The organism is Enterobacter genomosp. O (assembly GCF_001022965.1).
GTDB lineage: Bacteria > Pseudomonadota > Gammaproteobacteria > Enterobacterales > Enterobacteriaceae > Enterobacter > Enterobacter cloacae_L.
On the sequence record NZ_LECZ01000022.1, the window covers coordinates 1 to 12,330 of the forward strand.

10 protein-coding genes and 1 pseudogene are annotated in these 12,330 nt (G+C 59.7%); all 11 read right to left on the reverse strand.

The window, feature by feature from the left end:
* Positions 1-866 (reverse strand): type VI secretion system Vgr family protein (locus tag ABR39_RS03460; protein WP_047345784.1); only part of this gene is annotated, 866 nt, incomplete at its 3' end.
* 104 nt (positions 867-970) lie between these two features.
* Positions 971-1,165: pseudogene (locus tag ABR39_RS24615) on the reverse strand (ADP-ribosylglycohydrolase family protein); the annotation flags it as partial.
* Between the two features lie 45 nt (positions 1,166-1,210).
* Entirely contained in the window at positions 1,211-1,621 is a 411-nt protein-coding gene (locus tag ABR39_RS03465) for a hypothetical protein (protein WP_240477051.1), read from the reverse strand.
* A gap of 51 nt (positions 1,622-1,672) precedes the next feature.
* Entirely contained in the window at positions 1,673-2,434 is a 762-nt protein-coding gene (locus ABR39_RS03470; RefSeq protein WP_082132620.1) for an ankyrin repeat domain-containing protein, read from the reverse strand.
* Entirely contained in the window at positions 2,431-3,897 is a 1,467-nt protein-coding gene (locus ABR39_RS03475) for a hypothetical protein (protein ID WP_047345786.1), read from the reverse strand. Before ABR39_RS03475 ends, ABR39_RS03470 begins: the two co-directional genes overlap by 4 nt.
* A gap of 32 nt (positions 3,898-3,929) precedes the next feature.
* A complete protein-coding gene (locus ABR39_RS03480; protein ID WP_047345787.1) occupies positions 3,930-5,366 on the reverse strand; it encodes a serine/threonine protein kinase in 1,437 nt (478 codons plus the stop codon).
* Positions 5,367-5,390: 24 nt separating this feature from the next.
* Entirely contained in the window at positions 5,391-8,006 is a 2,616-nt protein-coding gene (gene tssH / locus ABR39_RS03485) for a type VI secretion system ATPase TssH (protein WP_047345788.1), read from the reverse strand.
* A 38-nt stretch (positions 8,007-8,044) separates the two neighbouring features.
* The gene (gene tssG, locus ABR39_RS03490; protein ID WP_047345789.1) at positions 8,045-9,088 is read right to left on the reverse strand and encodes a type VI secretion system baseplate subunit TssG; all 1,044 of its coding nucleotides are present in this window, start codon (positions 9,086-9,088) and stop codon (positions 8,045-8,047) included.
* Positions 9,085-10,956 (reverse strand): type VI secretion system baseplate subunit TssF, encoded by a 1,872-nt coding sequence (gene tssF / locus ABR39_RS03495; protein WP_047345790.1) that lies wholly within the window; start codon positions 10,954-10,956, stop codon positions 9,085-9,087. The genes tssG and tssF overlap by 4 nt, the downstream gene beginning before the upstream one ends.
* Positions 10,957-10,958: 2 nt before the next feature.
* Positions 10,959-11,522, reverse strand: coding sequence for a type VI secretion system baseplate subunit TssE (gene tssE / locus ABR39_RS03500; protein ID WP_010432861.1), 564 nt, complete (start codon positions 11,520-11,522; stop codon positions 10,959-10,961).
* Complete coding sequence (locus tag ABR39_RS03505) at positions 11,515-12,327, reverse strand: type VI secretion system accessory protein TagJ (protein ID WP_047345791.1); 813 nt, start codon at positions 12,325-12,327, stop codon at positions 11,515-11,517. The genes tssE and ABR39_RS03505 overlap by 8 nt, the downstream gene beginning before the upstream one ends.
* Between the last annotated feature and the right edge of the window lie 3 nt (positions 12,328-12,330).

The window sequence follows — 12,330 nt, forward strand, 5'->3', positions numbered from 1 at the left end:
GTGGCCTGAATCTGCTGGTGCTCCACCTGCCAGCGCTCCTGACGGATGCGGGCGTAGAACTCCGCATGCCCGGTCTCGACAAAGCGGCCCGGCCAGTCGTAGACGTCGATGCTGCCCGGCTTCGGCGACGCCGGGTTCTGCTGCGCCTGGAACAGCCACGCGTTCGGCTTGCGGAAGTCATAGTCGTCGAGGCTGTAAATCCCCGGCGTCACGCTGTCCTCCAGCGCCCACTGGCTGATGCCCTCTTCGTCCGTGCTGCCGCCGGACGGCGTCTGGTGATACGGAATCACCTCGTAGCCGCTGAACGGCTGATGCTGGGTGGCGGCGTCGGTCAGCACCAGGGTGTGCTTGTCAGCCTCGTGGCTGAAGTAATACGCTATCCCCTCCAGCTCCATCAGGCGGCTGATGAAGTCCAGGCTCGACTCCTGATACTGCACGCAGTAGTCCCACACCCGGTAGCTGCCGGTGAGTTTGTCCTCCACGTTGACCTGATGCTCGCCCAGCAGGGTTTTTACTATCTGCGGCACCGTCTGCCCCTGGAAGATACGCAGGTTGCGGTCGCGCTTCATCGGCCACAGGTCCGGCTCCACCGTCAGCTGGTATACCGCGTAGCGGGTGCCCGTCAGCTCAACGGCGCTCACCGCCACGCGCGTGACTTTGCCGTTGATGTAGCGGGAGGTGAGCAGGTTCTGCGTCGGGATGGTCACCGTGACTGGCTGCCCGAGCAATTTGCTGCGGTCAATGCGCGCATCCGTGCCGAGCAGGGTCAGGGTCAGGGCGAACGACTCGGACATCGCCTCGCGGCCGGAAAGTTTCCAGAAGAGCAGCCCCTCGACCGGGAGCTGGACGGTAATTCGGTTGAGCATAATCTGTATTCCGTATGGTTTATGCTGAAAACGTGTTTGAACGTAAAGCTAATTTTGACTAAGTGGTTTTGGATATGCACCGGTGCTTTTATGCGTCAGAAACGTTAGAGAAAGTTATCCTCAGGTGCACTGTGAAATAGCTCCCCTGCCATGCTGACGAGACGTTCGTGTTGGACCAGTTTATCTTTCCACTTCTGCGGAATACCTGAATAGCCATATAACGCACCGGCCAGTTGACCTGCCGTTGCCGCAACGCTGTCGGCAGCATCCGCCAGATTGGCGGCAAGGAGGATCGCATCACATCAATATGCCTTTAAACCTCAACAAGAGAATCCCTTAATTAATTATTCGGGAGAGGCCACCTTTTCGTATTTATAAACCCACAGAGAATAAATTTTGAGACACTCCGACACACCAAACAAAACACTGCTCAGCCAGACGGTCGCTTCACCCGCGATAGCCAAAAACAGGGGGAAAAGTGCAACAGAGCACCGGAAGGAGACCAGACGCAAAACTTCCTGACAAAGCGCCAGTTTGCTTGCGAAGTGCCTCCTGGTAATAAAGCACCATGCAGAGGCAAAAAATGACAGCAACAATACGAAATCGAGACAAAAGAATAAGATAAGTAGAGCGCTATATCCGCCAGCAGAAAGCGTGTTCACTGCTGTACTAAAGGAGAGCATATCGGCAATAAAGGGGATCCTGTCATGGCGCGCGGACTGAGCACAGTAAAGCACAACAGCCAGCGCATCCATGCATCCCCAGAAAATGAAAACCTTATCTCTGGCTCTCATGGATGCTAATAATTACCTAACAGGCTCAGGTGGCCATTTATCACCTTTCTGGATGAGCTTCTCTTTAATTTCGTTTAATTTCTCGTAGTGCTCGCTGCCTTTTTCAAGCCCACTCAGTGCATCCGCAAGCGCGTTGCTCATTGACCAGCCATTTTTTGCCTTAATTGACGGATCCGCTCCACGGTCGAGCAACAATAAAACATGATCGTATGACTGATTATCCAGCGCGTCGAATACCAGCGTTTTGCCTAATGAATTGGCTGTATTGACGTCAGCACCGCGATCGAGCATCGCTTCCAGCGTCTCCGTATTTTTCGCTTTAATCGACTGGAAGATTATCGGCTCGTGGAAAACCTTATCTTTCACATCGGGCGACAGGCCACCGTCCAGCATCGCGTTAATCCAGTCTGCACTGTCCCCTTTCAGCGCGAATTCTGCGGGGCTGCTTTTCCCTTGTGGCCGAGGCTGTAGCGGATCCGCACCGGCCTCAACAAGCAAAGTGATGACCTTCAAATGGGGAGATGTTTTTTTATCATTAATTGCATTGCCAAGCGCCCAGAAAAGGAGCGTCATATCCTGCTTTCCGGGCTGGTTAAGGTTGCTATCGGGTGCAAGCGTCTTCACCACGTCGACATTGCCTTCTTCAATCGCTCTCGCCAGTTCAAGCTGCTGACCGCTGAAGTAATCCTGTGGATTGAGTTCCATATCCTGCTTACACCCCTGAATCATGATTAAAAAACATAACGCTACAAAAGCCATCAAACGTTTTTTCACAACCGACTCCCGATTATCGAAATATCCTCATCCTTTTGCTGCTCAATGCAATTTATCGCCTGATTAATACCATGCCGGTCGAGCGCGCTTCCGGTCCCACCGGGAAGATCGTGGGCGATACCCGCAGCATTCGGGCTCAGCGCAGAAATTTCCTCTTTGAGAATTAAAGCCGGGACATGCCCCTTCACCGTTTTCAGATCTTCCCAAAGATTAACTTCCTGAATCTTCGTCAGCAGTTCTCCGTTAACCCGATACGCCTGAATATTCTCCGTGCTGCCCAGGATCTTACCGCCGTATTTTTCTACCGTCCCGGCGTTAAGCCCTGCGGCATTAAATGTCCATCCTGCTTTACCACTTCCCATTGAAGCTGCAGACGCGAGACCGCCTCCCAGCGAGTGTCCGGCAATATCAATATTCTGGCCTGACCTTGCCAGCTCCTTACTAATATTCACGGCTTTTTTATAATAATCAGATGCCATCCCCATGCCCTGGGAGAAGTTATTAGACCAGTCTGCACCGTTTTTAACGGGTGCCAGCTCCCCTTTGCTAAGCAACGAGGAAACATTATCAGACAGCGACGCAAAACCCGGCTCCCTCGAACCGCGGAATACCACCGTGGGATTCATATCATTCCCAAACACATCCGGTTTAGGCTGATAGACGCGAGCAAGAAAATTGGGAGAGGTGTCATCATCGAAGAGCATCGATTTATTCAGGCCATACTTGCCCAGGAGCGCATCATCATTACTAATATCCGTCCACCCCTCCGGCACGCCCGGCGTCGTTTCCAGCGGGTTTACGGTCTTATAAACATTTTCCGCAAGCTTCGCTTTCTCCACGGCAATGTTATTCGCCGCTAGCCGTTTAGCCGCGATCTGCGCATCCGGGTAGAGGCTGTTGCTGCCCTTCGCAATCAGGTCCTTACGAGCCTGCCAGCGTTCGGCTTTGGTCATATTTTGCAGCTGTGCCGCATAGGTTTTACCGTCTTTGCCCGGCGTCGGCTGGTCAGGCACCTGCGCCGCTTTGGATTTCACCACCTGCGTCGGGAGCTCTGTAGGCGCAGGGCGGGCACCATAGGTGCGCACCATCGTTTCGTAACGATCGACGATAGTGCTTACCGGGTACCAGCCCAGCCCGGTGAGCGAGGCGGCCTGAAGCCGCCCTTTGGCATTGATGTAAAAGATTTCCGTTACCGATGACCAGCTGCGAAAACTTTCGTCAATTGCAACGATTCTGCCCATATCAAGATCCTGTGCTATCAGCTTGCGCGTATCGCGCCCGGACTGATAGGGATTCGCACCGGTGATGGTTCGCAGCAAATCGTAGCGCGTGAACAGCGAGCGCAGCGAATTGTCGGGCACCGACATAATCCACTGCCCGGCAACGGACGGGCGGATAATTTTCGCAAAAAGCGCTGGCGAGACGTTCTCGCTGAAAAGATAGACAAACTTAATGTTATACATTCGCTCCGTCCTGTTCCCTGTCCCTGCCTGACTTACGGATTCACCAGCCAGGTGCCCGGCTTGGCGATATCCAGCGTCTGGGTACGCGTTCTCCCGTTGCCCTGCAGTTCAATCTTCACCTCGCCGGCTGGCAGCTTGAGCGACGCGTAGCCGTTATTTGCCGGAGGCAGCGCTTTTGGCTCGCCGTTCACTTTCAGCGTTTCGCCGTCGAGAATACGGATATAAACCAACGCAACCGGGCTGGCCTCGACAGGCGGTGGCGTCTGCTGCGCCGCTGCTGGCGCAGTCGCCTGCTCGTTCACCGTCGTCGTTTCTGGCTTCACGTCCGGCGCGTTTGCGGCTGTTTCAGCCGGACGCGTCTCGGCCGGTGCCTGCGCAGTATGCTCAGGCGCGTCATGACTACCGCCGCTGAACAGCATCGCGCCGGCAACAACGCCCACCAGCACGCCCGCGGCAACCATGCCCGGGATCTTGTAGCGACGCCAGTCGAGTGCCGAAGCCGGGCTTTCGTCTTCGACCGGAACCAGCATCGTGCCGGGCTTTTTCGCCGTCAGCACGTCGTTAATACCGGCAACCGGCATCTCAATCAGCGCGGCGAACTCGTCGATAGACTGAGGGCGGTCCTCCATGTGCAGCGCCAGCGCGCGGTCGATGGCCTGCAGCAGCGGAATGGAATAGCCCTGCGGCATCAGTTCGACCAGCGGTTTACAGGTGTCCTGAATGGAGCGCACCACGCTGACCGGCGGCGGCGAACCCACAATCAGGGTACGCAGCACGGCGCCGAGGGCGTAAATGTCCGTCCACGGGCCCTGCTCGCTTTCGTTGTCGTCGGTGTACTGCTCAATCGGCGCAAAGCCCGGGCGCAGCATGGTTTCAGTTTCGTCAGAAAGGTTACCGATCGTGCGGCGCGCGGAGCCGAAATCGAGCAGCACCGGCAGGCCGTTATCCTGGATCTGGATGTTATCCAGAGAGATATCGCGGTGCAGATAGCCTTCGTCGTGGATGGTCTTGATCGCGCCAAACAGCATCGGCAGCGTGCGGCGGATCCAGGCTTCGTTAATCAGCTCCGGCTTTTGTTCGCGCAGGCGCGAAAGCGTGGTGCCGCTGTAAAACAGCGTCCCCATGTAGGCCGTGTCGTTTTGCACCCAGAAACGCAGGACGTGCAGCAGGTTCGGGTGGTTAAAGCGCGCCAGCAGACGCGCCTCCTGAATAAAGCTGTTCAGGCCGGCGGAAAAGGCTTTGCCAAAGCGCTCGCTGCGCAGCACCAGGGTCATGTCGTCGCCGCGCACGGCGAGCGAGGAAGGCATAAATTCTTTGATAGCGATAGTGCGTTCGAGCTGGTGATCCCACGCGCGATAAACGATGCCAAAACCGCCGCCGCCGATCACCTCTTTGATTTCAAACTCGTTGAAGCGGTACCCGACCGGGAGCGCGTTTGGGACAGTCCGATTGTTATCATTATCCGTCATCTTTTACAGTTCTCTTGATGATTATTACGCGGCAAACTGACAGTGAAACTCGCCCTGCTCGCAGGTGACGTGCAGACGTCGGTACTGCTCGTCGCTGCGGCTGGCGGTAAGTAATATCTGGCTCATCTGGGGCAGCAAGGTGTTGGTGAGGATCGCATCTACCATGCGGCCGCCGGACTCCACCTCGGTGCAGCGCTGAACAATTTGTTCCACCACGCTGTCGTCAAACTCAGAAATGATGTTGTGATTCTCTTCCAGACGACGCTGGATGCGCTTGAGCTGCAGGCGAACAATCTGCCCCAGCATATCGTCGCTGAGCGGGTAGTACGGCACCACCAGCAGACGGCCCAGCAGCGCGGGCGGGAACACCTCCAGCAGCGGCTGGCGCAGCGCGCCGCTCAGGGCGTCCGGCTCTGGCATCAGCTCCGGATCGGCACACATGGCGCTAATCAGGTCGGTGCCCACGTTGGACGTCAGAATAATAATAGTGTTGCGGAAATCAATGTGGCGCCCCTCGCCGTCCTCCATCCAGCCTTTATCAAAGACCTGGAAGAAGATCTCGTGAACGTCCGGGTGCGCTTTTTCAATTTCGTCCAGCAGCACTACGCTGTACGGGCGACGGCGAACGGCCTCGGTTAATACCCCGCCTTCACCATACCCTACGTACCCCGGAGGTGCACCTTTTAAGGTGGAAACGGTGTGCGCTTCCTGGAACTCACTCATATTGATGGTGATGACGTTCTGCTCGCCGCCGTACAGCGATTCCGCGAGCGCCAGCGCGGTTTCCGTTTTACCGACGCCGGACGGGCCGCACAGCATAAAGACGCCCACCGGTTTGTTCGGGTCGTCGAGCTTCGCCCGCGAGGTTTTGACGCGGCGGGCAATCAGATCCAGCCCGTGACGCTGGCCGATGACCCGCTGGTTCAGCGTGTCGGCGAGGTTCAGCACCGCGTCGATCTCGTTTTTCACCATCCGGCCCAGCGGGATCCCGGTCCAGTCAGAGACCACCGCAGCGACAACGTTTTCATCCACCGCGGCAAACAGCAGCGGTTCATCGCCCTGTAAGGCGTTCAGCGCCTGCTGCTGCTCCGCCAGCTGGCCGCGCAGTTCGGCGGTACCGTCATCGCCCGCCGCGAACAGCGCCGCGCGCAGGCGAATAATCTCCTGCACCAGGCTGCGTTCTTCTTCCCAGCGCTGGGCCAGGGCTTCGCGTTTGGTTTCATACGCGTCGCGTTCTGCGCGCAATGCCGTGACGCGCCCGGCGTCACCGGCTCCCACGCGCGCTTCGCGTTCGGCTATCTCGATTTCCACGTCCAGCGCGGCGAGATGGCGCAGGCAGTCTTCCAGCTGCGCCGGCGGCGCGCTCTGGCTGACCGCGACGCGGGCACAGGCTGTGTCGAGCAGGGCAACGGCTTTATCCGGCAGCTGACGCGCCGGAATATAGCGATGCGACAGCTTCACCGCCGCGCTGACCGCTTCGTCGAGAAGCAGGACCTGGTGGTGCGTCTCCAGCGGCGACACGGTGCTGCGCAGCATCAGAACGGCTTTCGCTTCGTCCGGCTCGTGAACCTGCACCGTCTGGAAACGACGGGTCAGCGCCGGATCTTTCTCGATGTATTTTTTGTATTCCGCCCAGGTGGTGGCCCCAATGGTGCGCAATTGTCCGCGCGCCAGGGCCGGCTTCAGCAGGTTGGCGGCATCGCCAGTCCCCTGCTGGCCGCCTGCGCCAATCAGGGTGTGGATCTCATCGATAAACAGAATGATCGGCGTGGCGCTGGACTGCACCTCATTGATTAACGCCTGCAGTCGGGCCTCGAACTCGCCTTTCATGCCAGCGCCTGCCTGCAGCATGCCGATGTCCAGCAGCCACAGCTGAATGTTTTGCAGCGGCTCCGGCACATCGCCGTCGGCGATACGCAGCGCCAGCCCTTCCACCACCGCCGTTTTGCCGACGCCGGCTTCCCCGGTCAGCAGCGGGTTGTTCTGGCGGCGGCGCATCAGGATATCCACCATCTGGCGGATCTCTTCATCACGCCCGACAACCGGGTCAATCTTCCCTTCGCGGGCGCGGGCGGTCAGGTCCTGGCCGTACTGGGCCAGCGTCCCCTGCGCAGCCGGGACCGCACCCGCCGGTGCGTCAACCGCGGCTGCGGCCTGCTGCGTCTCTTTGCTGTTGGCGCAAATGGCATCAAACTGCTCAATCAGCACCTCGACGTTAAGACGGGTAAACTGCGCCGAGATGCTTTTCAGCACGTTGGCCAGGTTCCAGGTTTTGAGCAGGCCGATCAGCAGGTGGCCGCCGCGAATACGGCTGACGCCAAACTTCAGCGAGCCATAAACCCAGGCGCGCTCCACGGCGCTGTCGATATGTTCGGAGAGGTCGGAAACGGAACTCGCCCCGCGCGGCAGGGCGTCCAGCGCGGCGACGATATCGCGCGTCAGCTGCTGTTCGTCGAGGGCAAAGTGGCGGATAACCTGCTGCAGATCGCCCTCCTGCTGCTGCATCAGCTGATGCAGCCAGTGCACCAGCTCCACGTACGGGTTGCCGCGCAGCTTGCAAAACGCGGTGGCGCTTTCCAGAGAGGTAAATAACAGCGTATCCAGTTTGCCGAAAAGCACGGCACGGCTAATTTCTGACATGTTAGTTTCCATTAACAATGATTCGGTATACGGAAGGATTACCGCTCTGCGCGATACACCAGATCGCCACGCGGGACAGGCTGGGGCTGGTGGCCCAGCCAGGTGCTATAGCCTAATCGCCCGGCACCGCCGAGCGTGGTGCCCTGCACCGCGTCTTCGCGCAGGATCACCCGCGTTTCCCACTCAAATTCCAGCCCGGCATACTGGCGCACCCAGTCGCGCAGTTCGGTGACCCACGCCTCGCCCGGCAGGAAGCGGTTGTACTCCTCCGCGCTCAGGGGGCCAATCTCGATGCGAAACTTATGCTGCACGTCGCGCACCGCAACGCCCAGAAAGGCGGATTCGCCCATGCGCGGCATGCGGCGCCCTGCTCCCAGCTGCGCCTGCTCGCGCGCGGAGAGCGGCATCCACTGCGGCACGTTACTTACCAGCCTGACCGGAGCCTTAAAATAGTTGCGCAGGATCTTTTCCAGCCCCTCCGGATCCCGCCCGTTACGGGTCAGGTGCCCGGCGTGGGTAAAGCGGGCATGGGCGCTCAGGCTGCCTTTGCTCATCTGACCCGGCTGCCCCATCCCAATCAGCGACGCCAGATATCCCTCAAAGCGCCTGTTGTCGGCGCGGTCAAGGGAGACGGCGGGCTGCGCATCCGCCCAGGCGCGGTAAAACAGCAGCGTCAGGCGATGGTGGAACAGATCGGCAAACGCGCTCAGGCTACTGTCCTGATGATGATGAATACGCTCGCGGGCGTATTCGGTCATGTGGACCGGCAGCGGGCCGTTTGGGCCAAACAGGCCGAAGCTGAGGATAGAGACCTCGTGCAGCCCGCTCTCCTCCCGCTGCCGTACCTGCGCCAGCGTGGAAGGCGCGAAGCTCATCGACGGCTGCTGGCCGATGCGTAACGGCTCAAATTTCGGCAGCGGCGCGCGTCCCAGCGGATAGCGCTCGCCGCCCTGGGCGTCAATGCGCCTTAGCAGCTGGAACAGGTCATAGCGCCACGGCGTCTCGCGCACCCCGCGCCAGAAACTGTCCGGCAGCGGCGTGAGGCGGTGAACGCGCAGCGGTGCGGCAGCAACGTCACTCATAGCAGCGCCCTTTTACCCATTCGCGGCGCCCAGTAGCCGATTTCGCCGCGCTGCTGACTTTTCAGGGTGAATTCCGTGAAGCTGTTAATCGACACCAGCCGGGCAAACAGGCGCTCCAGCACGCTGCCGAAAAGCCAGGGGCTGGCACCGGAAAACGCCCGCTCGTCCACCGTCAGGGTAATGCCAATACCGCGGGCAAAAACGACCGGACCGGGTTCCGGCACGCGGCGGTGAACCGGCTCCAGCACGCAGTGGCGAACGCCCTCCACCTGACGCGCAACCGGCGTTTCGGCCAGGTTGGCGTACAGGCCTAACAGCTGGCGCAGCGCGGCGGCGCCGTCTTCATTTTCGCTGTCCATCAGGCTGAGGTAGTTCATCTGCAGCTGGCTGATGAGCCGCCAGGTGCTGAACCCTTCGGCCAGCGCCGGACGCGGCGGCGTCGGGCCTTTGCGCAGGGTCAGGGACTTCACCGGCATGGAGTCGGCCATGATGAACTGCCCGAGCTCCTGCTGCAGCATCAGCGGCAGATCGCGGCTGGTGCAGAGCACCTCGGCAGAGATGTAGCGCAGGTTTTCCTGCCACGGCGCGTGCTGTTCATCCACCAGCGAGACAAACACCTCCGAGCCGATATAGCCGGTGCGGGTGCCGTAGCGCAGAGCATGTTCAGAGAGCACGCGCTGCTCCCGGCGCAGCGAAAAATAGGCCCCGTAGTTGCCCGCGTCGCCGCTCCAGGTGCTCCAGAAAGGACGAAACGTCTGGTCGTCGCGCTGTCCGTCGGCGCTGCCGAAAATTTTATTCACGGCGTAAATTTCATAGTCCAGCGGCCGGATGTTATCGACCACCAGATGGTATTCATGCTGGCCTTCGTTCAGCTTCTGACGCGCCGCGACCTTTGGGAACAGGTTGATGACCGGCGTACAGTGCAGCGCCAGATGGCTGGCATCGACCACGCGCTCCAGCTGTTCATCCGACTTATCCAGCAGGATGAAAATATCAAAGGCTTTTTCGTTTTCACAACGCTGAATCAGCTTGCTCAGACCGCTGAGGCTGATAAAGCGGAAGCGGGCCGGGAAAGCAAAATACTCCTGCAGCAGACGATAGCCGTCAAAGTTGCGCAGGTCGTCCGGGAGCAGCGCCTGGTCCGGCGCAAAGCCCTCCTGGCGCAGCGCGTCCGACGCCAGCAACTGTCGCTGCGGCTGCGGGCTGACCGTCTGACAGACGATCCCGGCATGGTGCTCCATCACCAGCTCCAGCAGCTTCAGCGCTTCAATGTCCGGGCCGCTGAGGAAAAACTCGAGCCGGTCAAAATCCAGGTGCCCGAGGTTTTGCGGGCCGTCGCAGGCGATGCGGATCCGTAAGGCGCTGTTAATCCCCCGCTGGCTCAGGCCCAGCTGCGCCAGCGGCAGGTCTGCGGGAACGCCGCCCAGCTCAACCTTGTCGATTTTCAGCGGCAGCAGGTTGACGTCGTGCGCCGTCGTATAGCTGCAGGTGACGCCCGTCTTCTTCAGCGCCAGGCTGTCCATCATGGTGCCGCGTGGCACGATAAAGCCTTTACTCAGGTCGCCCCGGCTGCTGTCGGGCTCAATTTGGGCAATCGCCATCGAGGGCGTGGGCGCGAGGTAGTTCGGCGCAATCATCTCCAGCAGGCGCTGGGAGAAGCGCGGAAACTCCGCATCCATTTTCATCTGCACGCGGGAGGTGAGAAAGGCGAAGCCCTCCATCAGGCGTTCAGTGTACGGGTCCGCCACTTCGATACCGCGCATGCCAAGCCGTCCGGCAACTTTCGGATAGCGTTCGGCAAACTCGGCCCCCATTTCGCGCAGGTAGGCCAGCTCGCGGTTGTAATACTCGAGCAGTTTACTTTCCATGATTACCCCGCATCTTTCAGTTCAAAATGGCCGTTTTCCAGATCGACATCGGTGCGAAACAGGAACTCAAGCGGGTACGGCACGCACCACAAGCGCCCTTTTATCTCGATGGACAGCACGTTGTGCAGATCCAGCGAGGAGGTATCCGACACGCAGCGGACCTGCAGCCCCTGCGGCAAAATACGCGGTTCAAAATTGATGATGGCCTCGGTGAGCTTGCGCTGAATATCGTGCCATTCGATATCCGACATTCGCTTCCCGGCCAGCGGCGCGACGCCGAAGTTAACCACCGAGCGGTTCACGTGCGGCAAGGCGCTCAAATCACCGGAGGCATCATGGTTGATGGTGTTAAACAGCCACTGCAGATCACGCAGGACATTGCGGCGCAGCGCGGCGTGGGTGATCAGATTGCTGTTGGCCGACTCGCGCTTTTTTTCCGGGTCGTTATCGGTGAGACGATCCAGCAGCGAGGGCTGCATTTTGTCGCGCGCCCCCACTTTCTCCTGCTTGCTGCGGGCTTGCCAGCCGCTGCGCAGCAGATCGCCTTCGCCAGCGGGATTACTCATCGGCTCCATCCGTCGCAAACGTTACGAGGCTTAGGGTCAGCAGCGGGCTTTCGCTTTGCTCGCTCAGCCAGGCTTTCTGCCCCATCCCTTCGTAAAGGGTGCCGTCCTCGTCGAGCGCACGCCACTCGGTGGTGCGCGCCAGCCTGACCGCATCGGAAGCATTGTCCGCAAAAGGATAGCGCGCCGGGATCTGACACACCTGCTCCGTGCCGTCGGTGAGACGCACCAGCGCATGGCGCCAGACCAGGTCGGTGACGCTGGCCGGAGCCTGGAAGCGGATCTCCGCAATCGCGCTAAACGGCAGCCAGAAATAGCGGCCGTTTACAATGGTTTCGCACACCGGACCGAGACGAGCATCGCCGTCCATCAGCCAGTCAAAAGCCTGCGTCTCCTCGTTTTCGAGGACGATGCGGCCCGGGTTTGCCTGAGCCTGGTCAAGGGCTTCAAGACGCAGCGCCTGCGCGCGATCGCCCTCCTCGCCCAGCGCTGCGGCAAGGGTGGTCAGCCACGGCCACTGGGTTTCAGGCATGGCAGGACGCTGCGCACCGGCCATCACCTGCGCGCGCTGCAGCTCGCCCTGAATGGACTGCTCCAGCAGCGTGACGGTGGGCTTCGCCTGAGGCTTCAGCGCCAGCCAGCTTTTCAGCTGGGTCAGCGCCCGCGTCCAGTTGCCGCTGAGGGTTAAAAACTGCACGAACGCGGCGCGGAGATCGGCATCCGCCGGACGGGCTTTGATTTCTGCTTCAAGACGCGCCAGCGCGTCGCCGAGCGTCTCACCCGCCAGGTGTTGATAGAGCGTATTCATAGC

What these genes read in the sequence shown, in the direction of transcription:
- ABR39_RS03465 (WP_240477051.1), bottom strand. Translation starts at nt 1,621, where the DNA reads ATGGATGCGCTGGCTGTTGTGCTTTACTGTGCTCAGTCCGCGCGCCAT.
- ABR39_RS03475 (WP_047345786.1), bottom strand. Translation starts at nt 3,897, where the DNA reads ATGTATAACATTAAGTTTGTCTATCTTTTCAGCGAGAACGTCTCGCCA.
- ABR39_RS03480 (WP_047345787.1), bottom strand. Translation starts at nt 5,366, where the DNA reads ATGACGGATAATGATAACAATCGGACTGTCCCAAACGCGCTCCCGGTC.
- tssH (WP_047345788.1), bottom strand. Translation starts at nt 8,006, where the DNA reads ATGTCAGAAATTAGCCGTGCCGTGCTTTTCGGCAAACTGGATACGCTG.
- tssG (WP_047345789.1), bottom strand. Translation starts at nt 9,088, where the DNA reads ATGAGTGACGTTGCTGCCGCACCGCTGCGCGTTCACCGCCTCACGCCG.
- tssF (WP_047345790.1), bottom strand. Translation starts at nt 10,956, where the DNA reads ATGGAAAGTAAACTGCTCGAGTATTACAACCGCGAGCTGGCCTACCTG.
- tssE (WP_010432861.1), bottom strand. Translation starts at nt 11,522, where the DNA reads ATGAGTAATCCCGCTGGCGAAGGCGATCTGCTGCGCAGCGGCTGGCAA.
- ABR39_RS03505 (WP_047345791.1), bottom strand. Translation starts at nt 12,327, where the DNA reads ATGAATACGCTCTATCAACACCTGGCGGGTGAGACGCTCGGCGACGCG.